The sequence below is a fragment of the Corynebacterium atrinae genome (assembly GCF_030408455.1).
Taxonomy (GTDB): domain Bacteria; phylum Actinomycetota; class Actinomycetes; order Mycobacteriales; family Mycobacteriaceae; genus Corynebacterium; species Corynebacterium atrinae.
The window spans coordinates 1,824,007-1,841,087 of sequence record NZ_CP046977.1 but is presented as its reverse complement, the minus strand read 5'-3'; the positions used below and the strand labels follow the sequence as shown (position 1 = coordinate 1,841,087).

Annotated in this window: 14 protein-coding genes; 3 read left to right on the top strand and 11 right to left on the bottom strand. The window is 63.8% G+C overall.

The window, feature by feature from the left end:
* Window positions 1-133: 133 nt before the first annotated feature.
* Window positions 134-610 (top strand): RDD family protein, encoded by a 477-nt coding sequence (locus CATRI_RS08960; RefSeq protein WP_290216772.1) that lies wholly within the window; start codon window positions 134-136, stop codon window positions 608-610.
* Window positions 611-616: 6 nt separating this feature from the next.
* Here the strand turns inward: CATRI_RS08960 and CATRI_RS08955 are convergent, their stop codons facing one another.
* From CATRI_RS08955 to sucB, 8 genes are all read right to left on the bottom strand, one after another.
* Window positions 617-2,236 (bottom strand): aspartate:alanine exchanger family transporter, encoded by a 1,620-nt coding sequence (locus CATRI_RS08955; RefSeq protein ID WP_290216770.1) that lies wholly within the window; start codon window positions 2,234-2,236, stop codon window positions 617-619.
* Window positions 2,237-2,340: 104 nt separating this feature from the next.
* Complete coding sequence (locus CATRI_RS08950; RefSeq protein WP_290216768.1) at window positions 2,341-3,132, bottom strand: DUF4191 domain-containing protein; 792 nt, start codon at window positions 3,130-3,132, stop codon at window positions 2,341-2,343.
* A gap of 10 nt (window positions 3,133-3,142) precedes the next feature.
* Window positions 3,143-4,186 carry a lipoyl synthase gene (lipA, locus tag CATRI_RS08945; protein ID WP_290216766.1) on the bottom strand — a complete coding sequence of 348 codons (1,044 nt, stop codon included), beginning with the start codon at window positions 4,184-4,186 and terminating at the stop codon, window positions 3,143-3,145.
* Window positions 4,187-4,247: 61 nt separating this feature from the next.
* Window positions 4,248-5,027, bottom strand: coding sequence for a lipoyl(octanoyl) transferase LipB (gene lipB / locus CATRI_RS08940; RefSeq protein WP_290216764.1), 780 nt, complete (start codon window positions 5,025-5,027; stop codon window positions 4,248-4,250).
* Window positions 5,028-5,109: 82 nt separating this feature from the next.
* Complete coding sequence (gene gcvH, locus CATRI_RS08935; protein WP_290216762.1) at window positions 5,110-5,499, bottom strand: glycine cleavage system protein GcvH; 390 nt, start codon at window positions 5,497-5,499, stop codon at window positions 5,110-5,112.
* A gap of 56 nt (window positions 5,500-5,555) precedes the next feature.
* Complete coding sequence (gene gcvT / locus CATRI_RS08930) at window positions 5,556-6,656, bottom strand: glycine cleavage system aminomethyltransferase GcvT (protein ID WP_290216760.1); 1,101 nt, start codon at window positions 6,654-6,656, stop codon at window positions 5,556-5,558.
* Between the two features lie 14 nt (window positions 6,657-6,670).
* Window positions 6,671-9,550 carry an aminomethyl-transferring glycine dehydrogenase gene (gene gcvP, locus CATRI_RS08925; RefSeq protein WP_290216758.1) on the bottom strand — a complete coding sequence of 960 codons (2,880 nt, stop codon included), beginning with the start codon at window positions 9,548-9,550 and terminating at the stop codon, window positions 6,671-6,673.
* A gap of 349 nt (window positions 9,551-9,899) precedes the next feature.
* Window positions 9,900-11,927, bottom strand: coding sequence for a 2-oxoglutarate dehydrogenase, E2 component, dihydrolipoamide succinyltransferase (gene sucB, locus CATRI_RS08920; protein ID WP_290216756.1), 2,028 nt, complete (start codon window positions 11,925-11,927; stop codon window positions 9,900-9,902).
* Window positions 11,928-12,051: 124 nt separating this feature from the next.
* On the opposite strand from sucB, the gene CATRI_RS08915 reads away from it, so the two are divergent.
* Window positions 12,052-12,444 (top strand): oxidoreductase, encoded by a 393-nt coding sequence (locus CATRI_RS08915; RefSeq protein WP_290216754.1) that lies wholly within the window; start codon window positions 12,052-12,054, stop codon window positions 12,442-12,444.
* Here the strand turns inward: CATRI_RS08915 and CATRI_RS08910 are convergent.
* Together CATRI_RS08910 and CATRI_RS08905 are read right to left on the bottom strand one after the other, a co-directional pair.
* Complete coding sequence (locus CATRI_RS08910) at window positions 12,441-13,199, bottom strand: DeoR/GlpR family DNA-binding transcription regulator (RefSeq protein ID WP_290216752.1); 759 nt, start codon at window positions 13,197-13,199, stop codon at window positions 12,441-12,443. The two genes, CATRI_RS08915 and CATRI_RS08910, sit on opposite strands and share 4 nt — an antisense overlap.
* Window positions 13,200-13,374: 175 nt before the next feature.
* Entirely contained in the window at window positions 13,375-14,883 is a 1,509-nt protein-coding gene (locus CATRI_RS08905) for a leucyl aminopeptidase (RefSeq protein ID WP_290216749.1), read from the bottom strand.
* 83 nt (window positions 14,884-14,966) lie between these two features.
* Here CATRI_RS08905 and CATRI_RS08900 point away from each other — a divergent pair, with 83 nt between their 5' ends.
* Window positions 14,967-16,076, top strand: a complete 1,110-nt coding sequence (locus CATRI_RS08900; protein WP_290216747.1) for a branched-chain amino acid aminotransferase — start codon at window positions 14,967-14,969, stop codon at window positions 16,074-16,076.
* Here CATRI_RS08900 and CATRI_RS08895 read toward each other — a convergent pair.
* Window positions 16,073-17,062 (bottom strand): nicotinate-nucleotide--dimethylbenzimidazole phosphoribosyltransferase, encoded by a 990-nt coding sequence (locus CATRI_RS08895; RefSeq protein ID WP_290216744.1) that lies wholly within the window; start codon window positions 17,060-17,062, stop codon window positions 16,073-16,075. The genes CATRI_RS08900 and CATRI_RS08895 overlap by 4 nt on opposite strands.
* Window positions 17,063-17,081: the final 19 nt, after the last annotated feature.

The following is a 17,081-nucleotide window of genomic DNA, read 5'->3' as shown; positions in this document are numbered from 1 at the left end:
ACAATCTGTTGAGCTGACACCCATGCTACAGGCGCTGGAGATAATATTAGTCGATCGACCGATTTTATTGTCAAGCGGAGTGGGGGTAATCACTCATTCGAACTATGCGAAGGCTCCCGCTAGGCTTTCAGGCATGGCAAACCCCAAGCGCAGCTGGCTCGACGGCCCGCAGATCCCCGGCGAACACGACGACCCCTTTGCCCCCGGCCAATGGCCCGGCGAGAAGCTGGGATTGCCCGCCACAGGACCGAGCTCCTTGGCATCTGTCGCCCGCCGCGCCGTCGGTGTGGCCATCGATTGGTTCATCTGCTGGATGTTCGCCATCGTCTTCGTGCGTTTTTCTTCGTCGCTTGGCGACGTCGCCACGGTCACCCTCATCTTCTGGGTCATCCTGGGCATTGTTTGCGGGTGGCTGTTCTCCCGCACACCGGGGCACATCGCTCTCGGCATGGGAGTTGCCCGGGTCGACGTCGGTGGGGCCCGCGTGGGCCTGTGGCGCGCCGTCGCGCGCACTCTGCTCACCGCCTTGGTTCTGCCCGCCGCGATGGTGGATTCCGACGGCCGCGGGCTCCACGACCGTGCCACCGGCACGGCCGTCATCCGCGGCTAACGCAGGCTAGATCAACAGGATCAGCAGCACCTGGGCGGCGATGATCTTCAGCACCATCGACACCGGGTACACCGAGGTGTAGCCCATGGCGGGCAGCTCGTTCTTGGCTGTATCGGAAAGATAGGCCAGCACGGCAGGCTGCGTTTGGATACCCGCGAGAACGCCCGCGGTCTCGCCGAAGGATAGCTTCATGATCTTGTAGCCGACGACCATGACGAACACCGAGAGGATGAACGTCACCAGCCCGCCGGCGGCGATGATGGTGAGCGAGACCGGGTCGGAGAGCGCGTCGCGGAACCCGGCGCCGGCGGTCGTGCCAATCGCCGCAAGGAACAGCGCGATACCCATCTGCCGCAGGGCCAAGTTCGCCCCGTAGGGGACCTGCCACACGATCTTTCCCGAGCGCCCGATCGCACCCAGGATGAGGGCCACGATGAGGGGGCCGCCCGCGCTACCGAGCTTGAGCTCGGCGCCGCCAGGGATCGGGATGGCGATCATGCCCACCGCCACGCCGATGGCGAGACCGGCAACGAGGGGGAACAAATTGACGTCGGAAAGCCGCCGATAGGAGTCGCCGAACAGGCGGGTGACCTTGCCCATGCGGTTATGTGCGGAGACAACGCGCACGCGGTCGCCGAGCTGCAAGATGGTGTCCGGGGTGGCGATCATGTCGTGATCGCCGCGGCGCACGCGGGTGATGAGCAGGCCGGACAGTTGCGGCCGCAGCTTCGCCAGGGGGATGCCCACGAGGTCATTGTTGGACACGAAGATGCGGCGGTAGTCCAGGTCATGGCCGTGGAAGGGATCGCCGGGCAGGGCCTCGCCGAGCAGCTCTGCGGCGCGCTCCAGCTCTTCCTCGGTGCCGACGACGGAGAGGATGTCTCCCTGCTTCGCCCAAGCCGACTGGGAGGGGATGCGTTGCTCGCCGTCGCGCTCCAGCCGGGAGACGATGACTGAGAGGTTGAGATCTTCCGGCAATTCGGCAATGGCGTGGAGGTCGTCGCGTTTAACCAAGATCCGGCGAGTGTATAGCTCCTGGACCGCCACGCCATGCTCAAGGGCTTCCTGGTCGTAGTCGACCTTCCATAGCTTGCCCAAGAAGGCGATGGTGAGGATGACCAACAGCACGCCGAGCGGATATGCCAGCGAGTAGGCCACCAGCGGGAGCGCCTCCACCGACTTCAGCTCGCCCGCATCCGTGTAGATCGTGGGCAGGGCCTCGACAACGGCTGCCATGGCCGGGGTGTTGGTGAGGGCGCCGGTAAACATACCGGTACCTGTGACACCATGCAGGCCGAACAGCTTGACCAATCCGTAGGTCACCGCCGAAATGACGGCGAAGGCAAGCACCGCGAGGAGATTATTGCGCAGACCTTTGGAACGGAAGTTGGCAAAGAAGTCGTGTCCGGACTCGAGGCCGATCGTGTAGACGAACAGCGATAGTCCGACAATGTAGATGAGGGAGGGGATCTGGATAGCAGGCTCGATTGCAGCCATGACCAGGCCAACGAAAAGGACGGCCGCGACGCCTAGGCGAAAGCCAAAGATGCGTACGCGGCCGAACAACAGGCCCACAGCCATGATGACGAGAAGAGCCAACAAGGGGCTCTCGACGAAAATGTTCACTTAGACCATGTTGCCAGATACCTCAGTGATAAGCAGTACGCCCCCGTCCCCAAAAGTGGGGATAATCGGGGGCATCACAGCATAAAACGGGCACGATTGGACGTTTAGGTGTTTCCGCCCTTACCCTTGTTGGCTCGCTTGAGGCGGCGATTCATGCCACTCATGTTGGCTGCCTTGGGCAGTGGCCCCTTCGGCAGACCCGCGCCGGGGTTGCCGCTGCCGATGCGATCCATGGCCTCGATCTTCGCGTTGACGGCGTAGACCTCGTCCTTCTTATAGTTACGGGGAAGTTTCAGCAGCTCACGCTGCAGCTTCTTCAAGGTGACCTGGCCTTCACCCTCGCCGACGAGCACCTCATAGATCGGCACATCTCCGGCCAAGCGGTTGATGCGCTTCTTCTGTTGATTCATCAAGGGCTTGACACGGTGCGGCTCACCCTCGCCGACGAGCACCACGCCGGGGTTACCCACGACGCGGTGGACTGTATCCATGTGAGTGTTCATTGCCACAGCAGTCTTGGTGTGCCAGACGATGCCGACGGTGTTGCGCATGTTCTCCAGAGTCCAACCGGCGGCACCCGGGGTATCGCCCACTCGGTCATACATCGAGCCTTCGAGGCGCTTAGAGAAGATGTACATGGCCAGCACGAAGCCAAGGCCGATGCCCAGCGAGAGCATGAACCATTGGCCTTTAAACAGCAGGCCGATGAGGAAGAACGCCAAGCCCATGCCGACGATCGCGAGGAGCATCAACGGGATGAGCTTCTTGTCCTGCTTGCGCTGCAGGTTGAAGGCCTCCCAGAACTGGCTCCACGTTTGCTTACGCTTCGCCCGCTTAGCGGCCCTCTCCTCTGATTTGGCGGCCTTCATCGCCGCTTTCTGCTTATCGTCTGCCATGTCGTCTACCTTAGCGTGAGCTCACGGGGGTTTCTGTGGAGGGGCCGTACTTCTGCAGGAGCGTCGTTGCCTCCTGATCAGTAGATCCCTGGGAGGTCTGGGCCAGATGGGAAAGACTGTCGGGAACCACCAAACCACGGGCAGCCATGGCCTCCGAGTAGAGGCGGCCGGCGCGGTAGGAGGAGCGCACCAGCGGGCCGGACATGACGGCGCCGAATCCAATTTCGCGAGCGAAGTCGGCGTGGGCGACGAATTCCTCCGGGCGAACCCAGCGGTCAATGGGGTGGTACATGGGGCCGGGGCGGAGGTATTGCGTGATGGTGATGATGTCGCAGCCCGCGGAATGCAAGTCTTGCAGTGCCTCGGTGATTTCCTCCGGGGTCTCGCCCATGCCGAGGATCAAGTTGGACTTGGTGATCAGCCCATAGTCGCGCGCCTGCCGAATGACATCGAGGGAGCGCTCGTAGCGGAAAGCGGGGCGGATGCGGCGGAAAATGCGCGGCACCGTCTCCACGTTGTGGGCGAAGACCTCCGGGCGGGACTCAAAAACCTGCTCGAGCAGCTCGGGGCGGCCCGAGAAGTCCGGCACGAGGTTCTCTACGCCGGTGTTCGGGTTGAGCTCGTGGATCTGGCGGACGACCTCCGCGTAAAGCCAGGCTCCTTCGTCGTCGAGGTCATCGCGGGTCACACCGGTGATGGTCGAATAGTTCAGGCCCATCTCGCGGACGGACTCCGCAACGCGGCGAGGCTCGTCGCGGTCGAGCGGCTCCGGCTTAGCGGAGTTGATCTGGCAAAAATCGCAGCGGCGCGAGCAGTTGGCGCCGCCGATGAGGAACGTTGCTTCCCGGGACTCCCAGCATTCGTGAATGTTGGGGCAGCCTGCCTCTTGGCACACCGTGTGCAGGGAGGCGCCGGCGACTTTGCGCTTCATGTCTTCGTATTCGGGCCCCGTCTTCACCGCGTTGCGGATCCAGCGGGGTTTGCTCTCGATGGGCGTCTTCGAATTGCGAGCCTCAACGCGGAGCATTTTTCGGCCATCTGGTGCAATAGTCACGCCATCACCCTACTTGGAATTCAAATTCGAGGAAAATACCGGTTGAGAGGTGTATAAGCACCTACTGGCGCTTCCGTCCCGGGCCCTTGGTGGGGTCAGGCGCCGAACCGAACGTGTGGTCGGCGACCTGCAGGCGGCCGGCCAAGGCCGCATCAAGATTATCGACGAGCGCGTCGGTCATCGATGCCACCGTCACGTCCCGCCCGAGCTCCAGGCTCATCGTGGTGACGTCGGCGTCGTCGATGCCGCAGGCGACGATGTGCTCATAGAACTCGAGGGTGTTATCGCAGTTGAGGCTCAGCCCGTGCATGGTCACACCCCGGGTGATGCGGATGCCCAAGGCCGCGATCTTTCGATCGCGGCGCGACGCGGCCGCGTCGGCGGCGGTGACGGTGCTCGGGAGCCAGACCCCGGAGCGGCCGTCGATACGCCCGGCACGGGTAACCCCGGCCTCCCGCACCGTCTGGATAACGGCTTCCTCCAGTCGGCGGACGTAGTCGACGACATCGACAGGTTCCGCCAGACGGACGATGGGGTAGGCGACGAGCTGGCCCTCGCCGTGCCACGTGATGCGGCCCCCGCGGTCGACGTCCACCACCGGCAGACCATTGGTCGGGCGGTCCTCAGGCTGTGTGCGTTTGCCCGCGGTGTAGACGCTGGGGTGCTCAAGAATGAGCAGCTGATCCCCGATCTCCCCGGCGGCGCGCTGGGCAGCTAGCTGGGCCTGTAGCTCCCACGCCGCCTCATATTCCACCACCCCGAGGCGCTGGACATTCAACGGTTCGCTCGACGCCCGGATAGACAGGTCAGCGGGGAAAAACGGGTCGCGTGGTGCAGTCATGATGGGGTTCAGGATACGCGAAAGGCCCCGCAGCCGGTTCGGGGAACAGAACCGGCCACGGGGCCCGTGAATCGACGGTGTGCTACACGCCGTTGGCCTGCGCGTACTCCGCAGCGGTCATGAGCGGACCCGTCTCAGAGACCTCGACCTGGAATAGCCACCCCTCACCGAAGGGGTCGTTGTTAATCACAGAGTAATCATCATGAACCGAGTCATTGACGGCCGTGACGGTACCGGTGACGGGGGAGTAGAGGTCAGACACGGACTTGGTGGACTCCACCTCGCCACAGGTCTCACCCGCCGTGACGGTGTCGCCGACCTCGGGCAGCTCAGCGAAGACGACCTCGCCGAGGCGATCGGTGGCTACGGAGGTAATGCCAATCTTGACGGTGGTGCCGGTGGCAGCGTCAGCGGTGGTGTCGATCCACTCGTGGTCCTCGGAGTAGGCGAAGTTCTCGGGCAGGTTAGCCATGTTGGGGTGCTCCTATGAGTTGTGGGTCAGGATGGTGACGGTACTGGGACTTGATACTAGCGGGCCGGGCGCTGGTAGAAGGGGGTTTCCACGACCGTGTAGGGATGGCGCTTGCCGCGGATATCCACCTCGAGCTCATCGCCGACGGAAACCTCGCCACTGAGCAGGGCGAGGGCCACCGGGTGGCCCAGCGTGGGGGAGGGCTGACCTGAGGTGACATGACCGAGCAGCTCCTCGCCCCGGTAGACCTCGGCACCAGCGCGGGCTGCCCGTCGGCCCTCGCCGCGCAGGCCCACGATGCGCGAAGTGGCCTCGCGGCCGACCAGGGCGTCACGCCCGACGAAATCAGCCTCCTTCTTCTTGAAGGCCATGCCCATGCCCGCCTCCACCGGCGTGATCTCGAGGGTGAGTTCATTGCCGTAGAGCGGCATGCCCGCCTCAAGACGGAGCGAATCGCGGGCGGCCAGTCCGGCCGGGATGAGGCTGTGGGCCTGGCCAGCGGCGGTGACTTTGTCCCACAGTTCCTCGGCGACTTCGTTGGGCACGAACAGCTCGAAGCCGTCCTCGCCGGTATAGCCAGTACGGGCCACCAACGCCTCGATGCCGCTCACGACGACTGGCGAGGCGGAGTAGTACTTCATGTCGGTGATAGTCGCGGCGTCCTCGTCAGCCACCAGCTCGTGGAGGATGGCGACAGAGTTCGGTCCCTGCACGGCGACGAGCGCGGTGGTGAGCGATTCGTTGGCCAACTCCACGTCGAAGCCCTGGGCGCGCTCCTCGAAGGCCTCCCACACCACGTCGGAGTTGCCCGCGTTGGGGACAACGAGGAATTCGTCCTCAGCCAGGCGATAAGAGATGAGATCGTCCATGATGCCGCCGTCGTCGTTGACAATCATCGAGTACTTCGCCTTACCCACTGGCAGAGGAGACAAGGAGGAGATGAGCACGTAATCCAGGAACTCGCCCGCCTGCGGGCCAGTCACTCGGATCTCGCCCATGTGGGACAGATCGAACAGCCCGGCGGCGCCGCGGACGGCGCGGTGCTCCTCGAGCTCGTTGCCATACTTCAACGGCATGTCCCAGACACCGAAGGGAGTAAATGATGCGCCCAGGGCCTCGTGGCGGGAGTGCAGGGGGCTGTGGCGGAGGTCAAACATGTGTGGTTCCCCTTTTAAGAGTCGGAGTCGGTGTCGGCATGAAAGTCGAATGCCTCGGGCGGAGGACACGAGCAGACGAGGTTGCGGTCACCGTAGGCCTCGTTGAGGCGGCGCACCGGCGGGAAGAACTTCGCGCGATGCAACCCCGCCACGGGCCACGCGGCCTGCTCACGGCTGAAGGAGTGATCCCACTCATTCCGCGAGACCGACCACGCGGTGTACGGGGCGTGGTGCAGGACGGAGTCGTCGTAGGCGACGCGGCCGTCGATAATCTCTTGGATCTCCGCCCGGATGGATCGCATCGCTTCAATGAAGCGATCCAGCTCTGCGAGGTTCTCGGATTCCGTCGGCTCGACCATGAGCGTGCCTGCGACCGGGAAGGCCAGGGTGGGGGCGTGGAAGCCGTAGTCGATGAGTCGCTTGGCCACATCCGCGGCGGTGACGCCGGACTCCTTGGTCAGCTCCCGCAGGTCGAGGATGCACTCGTGAGCCACGAGGTCGTTCTTGCCCGTGTACAGCACCGGGAAGGAATCGCGCAGGTTTCGGGCGAGGTAATTGGCGCCGAGGATGGCGTTGGCGGTGGCGCGCGCCAGGCCCTCGGAACCCATCATGGCGATGTAGGACCACGAGATCGGCAGGACTCCCGCGGAGCCGTACTTGGATGAGGCGATGGGTACGCCGGTGTCTTCCGAGGCAGGCTTCGAGGGATCGGTGGTGACGGGGTTTGCGGGGAGGAAAGGAACGAGGTGCTCGGCCACGCACACCGGGCCGACACCCGGGCCGCCTCCGCCGTGGGGGATGGTGAAGGTCTTGTGCAGGTTGAGGTGGGAGACATCGCCGCCGAACTTCCCAGGCTGCGCCAAGCCAGTGAGGGCGTTCATGTTCGCGCCGTCGATGTAGACCTGGCCGCCGACCGCATGGACCTTCTCGCACACGGTGCGCACCGTGTCCTCGAACACGCCGTGGGTAGACGGGTAAGTGATCATGATGGCGGCGACGTGCTTGCCGTACTGCTCCAGCTTGGCATCCAGATCCGCGAGGTCAATCGAGCCGTCCTCGGCGGTGGCAACGACCACGACGCGCAAATTGGCCAGCGTCGCCGAGGCCGCATTCGTACCGTGCGCGGAGGCCGGCACGAGGCAGATGTCGCGCTTATGATCGCCGTTGGCCACGTGATAGCGGCGAATAGCCAGGAGGCCAGCCAGCTCGCCCTGGGAGCCGGCGTTCGGCTGCACCGACACCTTGGCGTAGCCGGTCACGGACTCCAACCAACCCTCGAGCTCCTCAATGAGTGCGATCCAGCCCTGAGCTTGGGAATCCGGCGCGAAGGGGTGAATGTTGGCGAACTCCGGCCACGTAATGGTCTCCATCCCGGCGGTCGGGTTGAGCTTCATCGTGCAGGAACCCAGCGGAATCATCGTCCGATCCAGGGCCAGATCCTTGTCGGAGAGTAAGCGCAGGTAGCGCAGCATCTGCGTCTCCGAATGGATCGAGGAGAAAATCGGGTGGGTCAGCGTCTCCGTCGTCCGCTCCACCGCATCCGGCACGGCAGGTACCGGCTTTTCGACGTCCGCGTCAGTGAACGCCGCAGCCAACGCCGCAACGTCAGCCTCCGTTGCCGACTCACCAAAGGACACTCCCACGGTGTGAGCGTTGATGGGTCGCACCAGGTAGCCGGCTTCCGCCAGCTTATCGACGACCCCCTGCGCCCCACCGTCCGCAACGCGGACGGCAACGGTGTCGAAGAAGGCGTCGTGAAGCACGGTGACACCGCCGGCCCGCAGCGTCTCGGCGAAGCTGGATGCACGATCATGAATCCGCTCGGCGATCGCCTGCAGGCCCGCCGGGCCATGATAGACCGCGTACATCGAGGCCGTGACCGCGAGCAACGCCTGTGCCGTACAGATGTTGGACGTCGCCCGTTCGCGGCGAATGTGCTGTTCACGGGTCTGCAGGGCCAGGCGGTAGGCCGGATTGCCGTCCGAGTCGATGGACACGCCCACCAAGCGCCCCGGCATCTGCCGCTTGAGGGCATCACTGACCGCCATGAAAGCGGCATGCGGACCGCCATAAAACAGGGGCACACCGAAACGCTGAGAATTGCCCACTGCGATGTCCGCCCCCAGCTCGCCAGGGGACTCCAACAAGAACAACGACATCAGATCGGTGACCACGGTGGCGATGCCATCCCGGTCGTGGATCGCGTCAATAATGCTGCGAGGATCGGCGACGTCCCCCTCCGTACCCGGGTAAGCAATAACAACTCCACACAAGTCTTCCCCGACGAGCTCGCCGGTGAGATCAGTGATCTCCACCTCGAGATCGATGGCGCGGGCGCGTTCCGCCGCCACCCCCAGCACCTGCGGATGCAGACGCGAATCGAGGATGACCCGCCGGCCCTTCTTCTTTGCCCGCGACATCAGGCCCACGGCCTCGGCGACGGCGGACGCCTCATCGAGCAACGACGCATTAGCCAGCGGCAAACCCGTCAGTTCAGACACCATCGTCTGAAAATTGAGCAGCGCTTCCAGGCGGCCCTGCGAGATTTCCGGCTGGTAAGGCGTATATGCGGTGTACCAGCCCGGATTCTCCACCACATTGCGGCGAATAACTGGCGGAGTGATCGTGTCCGAGAAACCCTGACCATAAAACGCCTTGAGGACCACATTCTGATCCGCATAAGACCTCAGCTTGGCCTGCGCCTCGGTTTCCGTCAGCGCCTCACCAATAACAGGTGTCTGCTCGACCCGAATATCCGCGGGAATCGCCCCATCAATGAGCTCATCGATAAAGGAGTAGCCGAGCTGATCCAGCATCACCTTCTCCTCGGTGGGGTCTGGGCCTAAGTGGCGAGCCAGGTAGGACGCGGGGTCGGTGACCGGAGAAAGTGACATTCGGTGATGGCTCCTTGAAGCAACGTGGGGCAGGACTCAATGACCACGATTATATGGGCCAGAGCACGTTTGTTGTTGGGTATTCGGAAGCGACCGTTCTACCTGGGGGAAGGTTGGTGATCTCGTGGGTGGTGGGTGCGGGGTGGTGGGTAGCGGTGTCGATTATCGTTTGAAATCGGTGGGTGCGGGTGCTCACTGCGATATGACTTCACCCAATAATCGAGTAGCTCAGTCGGCACTCTCGATTAATGGGTGAAGTCATATCGCACTTTTGGGCCCAGTTGGCCCACACCCACGCACAAAGCCGCCCTCCAACCGAAGTTGAAGGGCGGCCTGCTAGCCGGACTGCTTAGATGTCCAGATCGTCCTGGAAATCAGCGGTCTCGAGGCGATCCTTAATCGTGGTGATGAAGCGACCTGCATCGGCGCCATCGATGACCTGGTGGTCATAGGTGAACGGCAGGTAGCACATCTGACGGATGGCGATGGAGTCCACGCCGTCATCGGTCACGACAACCGGACGCTTCTCGATGGCCGCGGTACCCAAGATGCCAGCCTGCGGCGGGGTCAGGACCGGGGTATCCAGCAGGGCACCTTCCGAACCAATGTTGGTCACCGTGAACGTGCCGCCGGCCAGATCGTCCGGACGCAGCTTCCTGTTGCGAGCGCGCTCGGCCAAATCAGTGATGGCTGCAGCGATCTCGGCCATGGACAGATCCTGAGCCTTCTTGATCACCGGGACGAGCAGACCCTGCGGGGTATCCACGGCGATCGCGATGTTGACGTCGGAGTGGTAGGTCATCTCCTTCGTCTCGGCGTTGTAGGACGCGTTGACGTTCGGGTGAGACACCAGAGCCTCGGCGACAGCCTTGACAATGAACACCAGGTACGTCGGGTTCGACCCATGCTTCTTCACGAAAGCACCCTTGGCGGCCTTACGCAGCTCAGCGACGCGAGTCATGTCGACTTCCTGAACATGGGTCAGCTGGGCGGTCGTCTGCAAGGACTTGATCATCGTCGCAGCGGTGATCTCTCGGATGCGATTGACCTTCTGAGTCGTACCGATCAGCTCAGCCTTCGCCGGGTCAACAGACTTGGTGGACCAGTGCGCGCGGGCATCCTTCTCAGCCGGAGCTGCGGACTTCGCCTCGGAACCACCCTCAGCTGCGGCCAGGACATCCTGCTTGCGGATGCGCCCGCCAACGCCCGTGCCCTCAACCGTGGAGAGGTCAACGCCGTGCTTATCGGCCAGCTTGCGCACCAAGGGGGTCACGTAAGGAACGTCAGCGTTGTTGACCTTCTTCTCGGCCTTCTCAGTCTTCTCGGCCTTTGGCTCCGGCTTCGGTTCCTCCTTCTTCGGCTCCTCAGCCTTCGGCTCTACCTTCTTCGGCTCTTCCTTTTTCTCAGCCTTCTTCGGTGCGCCGGAACCGACGCGGGCGATGACGGCTCCGACGTCGACGGTGTCGTCTTCGTCAGCGAGGATTTCGAGGAGGGTGCCGGCGACGGGGGAGGGGATCTCGGTGTCGACCTTGTCGGTGGAGACTTCGAGGAGGGGTTCGTCGACCTCGACGGTGTCGCCGACGGACTTGAGCCACTGGGTGATGGTGCCTTCGGTGACGGATTCGCCGAGTTCGGGCATCTCAACATCGGTGGCGTCTCCGGAGTCGGAAGACTCTTCGGCAGGGGCAGCCTCGTCGACGGTCTCGTTATCGTCCTTGGACTCTGCTTCCTCGATGGCCTCCTCGGAGGGCACATCGTCATCCGAATCGTCGGAGGAGCCGGAGGGGGCAGCCGATTCGTCGCCGACGCGGGCGATGACGGCTCCGACGTCGACGGTGTCGTCTTCGTCAGCGAGGATTTCGAGGAGGGTGCCGGCGACGGGGGAGGGGATCTCGGTGTCGACCTTGTCGGTGGAGACTTCGAGGAGGGGTTCGTCGACCTCGACGGTGTCGCCGACGGACTTGAGCCACTGGGTGATGGTGCCTTCGGTGACGGATTCGCCGAGTTCGGGCATCTCAACATCGGTGGCCTTGCCAGACCCGCCGGAGGATTTCGGAGCGGACTCCTTCTTCTCTTCCTTCGGAGCCTCCTCTTCCTCGACCTCTTCGTCGGCGGAATCGGAAGAGTCGGTGGACTCATCGGCGTCACCAATAATGGCGATGACGGCGCCGACGTCGACGGTGTCGTCCTCTTCGGCCTTGATTTCCAGCAGGACACCAGCCTGGGGGGAGGGGATCTCGGTGTCAACCTTGTCGGTGGACACTTCCAGCAGAGGTTCGTCGACCTCCACGGTGTCGCCGACCTGCTTCAGCCACTGGGTGATGGTGCCTTCAGTGACGGATTCGCCCAGCTCGGGCATCTCTACGGAGAACGCCATGGTGTTTTGACTCCTCGAAAGTCGTTAGTTTGTCGATAGCTATTCGTTCTCAGCGTACCGGGTTAGGTCATGATCATGTCACCGAACCCCGGCCGCTGGGTACATGCCCCTACAATTGTAAGTCGTGTTCAATCTATTCGGACGAAACAGATCCCGGTCCTCGATCCGTCCGCCCCGAGCTCCTGGTGACACGATCCGCCAAAACGATGCGGATTACCTGCGTAGCTGGGTTGTTGGCCGAGCATTCGTCGAGGCATTTGTTGAGCCGGAGACCGTGGTCAACGAGATGTCGGTGGTTTTGGTGGATGAAAACGGTGATTTCACGCGGCGGAGGATTGGTGGACCGAAGGGGATCGACGCCGTCGCCAAACTCTTGGATGTGCCCGTTTATGACGTGGAGGAGACCGGCTATCCCCAACGCATGCGCGAGAAGATTGAGCGGGACCGATTGCTGAGGAAGCGGGAGGAGCAGCGCTTGCGCCGGGAGAAATTCGAGCGAGGGGAGCTGCCCGATTAGACGGTGACCACCCGCACACCGAGGTCACGGATGTCGGCGAGAATGTCGCGCGGGGCATCGTCGGTGGTGACCAGCACGTCCAAGTCGGCGACGTCGGCGAAGCGGAAGGTGGACACTCTTCCGAGTTTCCGCGGGGTCACCACCAAAATGCTTCTCGACGCCGCAGCCATCCCCGCCCGCTTGTTCTCAGAGTCGGGGTAGGTGACGGTGGCTAAGCCTCGTTCCAGGGATGTGGAGCAGCTTCCCAGCACGATGACGTCGGCCGAAAAATCGCGGATTGTTGAGAGGGCGGCGCTGCCGTGGAGGGCAAGGGTGTCGTTTTCGACCTCGCCCCCGGGGATGATGACGCGGGCCCCGGGGCGCTTGCCGATGGCTGCGGCCGAGTAGAGCGAAAGGCAGAGGGCGGTGATGGGGCGGCCGGACAGACGCCGAGCGACGGCTTGGCAGGTGGTGCCGTTGTCGATGATCACTGACTCCTCATCGTTGATCATGTCGGCCACGGCTATCGCGAGGGCTTGTTTCTCTTCTCGGTCCTCGGATTGGCGGAGGGAAAACGGTTGGGGTGCACCGCGGGTGGCCACTTTGGTTGCCCCGCCGTGCACCCTGTCAACTGCGCCGATGGCTTCCAGCTCCGCTAGGTCCCGGCGGATGGTGACCCCGGATGCACCGGTGAGGGACACCAGGGAGGCGACGGTGGTTACTCCCGGTCTATCGACGGCCCGAATGATCGCTTTGAGGCGTTGTTCCCGATCCATACCCCAACTGTACTGATCAAAGGGCTACAAAATGATCAGTGAAGGTGATCGAATGATCTTCTAGGGTGAGGCCCATGGAACTCATCAATCACCTTGTCACCAATCTCCTCCCTGCCTTCCAACGAGCCGGGCTGAAGGCCACCCGCCGATTCCTCGACGAGATGGGATATCCCGCTTAACGCTCCTGGGCGATCTCCTGCAGTAGGGCGAGGAAGGTCCGCACCGGCACACCGGTAGCGCGCTTGCCCGTGTATCCGTAGGCGCCGCCACTGTTAAAGGACGGCCCCGCGATGTCCACGTGAGCCCACTCGAGGCCCTCGGGGACGAACTTCGACAGGTACAGCGCCGCGAATTCCATCCCGCCGAAGCGAGAATTGTGCGAATTGCGGATGTCAGCGGCGGGGGACTTCAACTCGTCCTCCTGCTCTTCCAGGATCGGCATGGCCCACGCCGGCTCGCCGACGGCGCGACCCACGGCAGCGATGCGGTCACGCAGATCGTCGGAGCCCATGACGCCGGAGGTCCGGGTGCCCAAGGCAACGAGCTGTGCGCCGGTGAGGGTGGCTGTCTCGATGAGGTACTCGGGCTTGTCCTCACTGGCGCGGACGATGGCATCGGCCAGCACGAGGCGGCCCTCAGCGTCAGTATTAATGATCTCGGAGGTGATCCCGCCGTAGTGGGTGATCACGTCTCCGGGGCGCTGGGCCTCACCGTCGGGCATGTTTTCCGCCAGCGGCAACGTGGCGGTGATAGTGACGGGCAACCCCAGCTTGGCGGCGGCGATGATCGTCGCAGCGACGGCTGCCGAGCCGCCCATGTCGGAGATCATGTCCTCCATCTTCGCGCCGGGCTTGAGCGAGATGCCGCCGGTATCGAAAGTGATGCCCTTGCCCACCAGCGCCACTGACTTCTTCGCCTTCTTCGGAGACCAGGTCAAGCGAACCAGGCGTGGGCCGCGGGCCGAGCCTTGCCCGACGGCGAGGATGCCACCGAATCCCTGCTTCTTCAGCGCCTTCTCATCGAGGACCTCCACGTCCAGGCCTACCTCGGATGCCGCGGCAGAGAGGATCGCGGCATAAGACTCCGGGTACAGGTGAGAGGAGGGGGTGTTCACGAGATCCCGGGCAAAGGCAACGGCCTCAGCGGTGGTGACGGCGGTGTCGAATTCCGCAGAGTCCTTTTTAGGGTCGCCCAAGAACACCACGGTGCCCACGGGAGCAGACGATGCCTTTTCTTCCTCGCTGCGCACACCGCGGTAGTGGTACGCGCCCAGAATCAGGCCCTCGACGGCCGGTGCCAAGCCGAAAATGCCGAGGGTCGTGGCGACCGTACCCAGTCCCTTGAGCGAGCGGGCGGCGGTGCCAGCGGCGCGGCGTACGTCCTCGTCGGTGAGATCTTCCGGATCGCCCAGGCCCACGGCGATGACGCTGTCTGCTGCCACGCTCTTCGGAGCGGGAACCCGGGTGACTTCGCCGGAGCGACCTGTCGCTCCGACGACGGTGAGGGAGGTGAGGACGGTGCGCAGGGCGGCGTCGTCAAGCATGGTGGAAGCCGGGAGTTCTAAGCCGTCGTCCCCGCGAAGGACGGGGACGAGGATGGCGTCGGTGGACTTGGGGGCTTTCTTGGCCAGCTTGAGCTGCGGGGTGGTGCCGCGGGCGGGCAGGGCGAAAGTGGCATCAGCCATGAATCGAGTACCTCCTAGGGTGGTTAAGGTGTGGGTCCAGCTTATAGATCGGCCCCGTTTAGTGCGGGTGTAGCGTTGTCGCCATGACGTCTCTCAACTTCACCGTGGAACGCACGGACTCCCCGACGTCCGATCAGGCACTGCGGGAGATCCTGGCGAACCCACGGTTCGGCAAGAATTTCACCGACCACATGGTCACCATCGAGTGGGATGAGGACCAGGGCTGGCACGACGCGCGCGTCCGCCCCTACGCCCCCCTGCCCATGGACCCGGCAACCACCGTGTTCCATTACGGCCAGGCAATTTTTGAGGGAATTAAGGCCTACCGGCAGCCCGACGGCTCCGTCGCCGCCTTCCGTCCCACCGCCAACGCCGAGCGCATGCAGCGTTCCGCTGTCCGCATGGCCATGCCGGAGCTGCCGACCGAAGACTTCGTCGAGGCGTTGCGCCTGCTTGTCGACGTCGATGAGCGCTGGGTCCCCGCCGCCGGCGGCGAAGCCAGCCTCTACCTGCGCCCCTTCATGATCTCCACCGAAGTCTCCCTCGGCGTCAGCCCCGCCAACAAGTACACCTTCTTGGTCATCGCCTCGCCCGTCGGGGCCTACTTCACCGGCGGCGTCAAGCCCGTGTCCGTCTGGCTCTCCGAGGACTACGTCCGCGCCGCCCCCGGTGGCACCGGCGCCGCCAAGTTCGCCGGCAACTATGCTGCCTCGCTGCTCGCCCAGGCCCAAGCCGAAGAGAAGGGGTGCGACCAAGTGGTGTGGCTCGACGCCATCGAGCACAACTACATCGAAGAGATGGGCGGCATGAACCTCATGTTCGTCTACGGCTCAGGGGATCAGGCGCGCGTGGTCACCCCAGAACTGTCGGGCTCCCTGCTGCCCGGCATCACTCGCGACTCTTTGTTGCAGGTGGCCCGGGATCTCGGCCACGAGACGGAAGAACGGCGAATTTCTAAGACCGAATGGCGCGATGATGCCGAATCAGGTGCCATGAGCGAAACCCTGGCGTGCGGCACTGCGGCCGTGATCACCCCCGTCGGCCGGGTGCTCTCCGAACACGGCGAGTTCGAGATCAACCACAACGAGCCAGGCCCGATCACGATGGAGCTGCGCGAGCGCCTCACCGGCATCCAGCGCGGCCTCGTGCCCGACACCCACGGGTGGCTGCACACTCTCGTCCCGGCGAACTAAGCCAGCTCGGCCGCCATCTCCGCTGCGGCCTTGACCAGCGGAAGCGCACTCAGCGCCCCGGTGGCTTGGCCCGCGGTCATGTCGAGCGCCAACAGGGGAGTGAGGTCCATCGCCTGCAGGGCGATGAGGTGGGCGGGTTCGGGCGTGAGCTGCCCGGCCCACAGCCACCCACGCACTCCCGGGGCGAGCATTTCGGCGACGTAGGCGGCGGCGGACACCAGGGCGCCGTCGAGAAGCACGGGGGTGCGACGGGCCGCAGCCTGCGCAATGAACGCCACGAGAGCCACGAAATCCGGCGAAGAAATCATCCGCAGAGTCTCCAACGGAGTGGCCACCTGACCGCGGACCCGGAACATCGCATCGCGAATCGCGGCGACTTTGATCTTCCACATCTCATCGCTGACACCCACGCCCGGGCCGACGATCGCGACGGGCTCGGTGCGAGTCAACGCCCCCATGACGGCCGCCGCAACAGTCGTCGTCGCGACCCCTAAATCACCCGGAATAAGCAGGTCAGCCGCGGCATCGATCTCTTCGTCGGCGACCCGCCTACCAATTTCCAGGGCCCGCCCGAACTGCTCCGGCGACATCGCATCCTCGCGATCAATTGACCCAGACGATCGCGAAACCCGCTCTTCGCCCCATGCCTCGTGGTCCAACGACACATCGACCACGCGTATCGACGCCCCCGCCTCCCGCGCCAGGACATTCGCCAGACCATCGCCCACCTGCAAGGCCTGCGCACGCTTCACCGAAAGCTCAAGTGGCAAGGCGGAAACACCCAGCTTGGCGACGCCGTGATCCCCCGCGAACACCACCACCCGGCACCGCTGCAGCGGCGCGGCTGGCACCTGCCCCTGGCAGGCCGCCAACCACGCGGCCACCTCCGCCAAGCGGCCCATTCCCGCCGCTGGTTGCAGATTCCCGAGCGCCTGAACAACAGCCTGCCTGGCCTGCTCGTCGGGGGCGCTGACTGATTCAAACATCGCGTCATCCATCACGGTG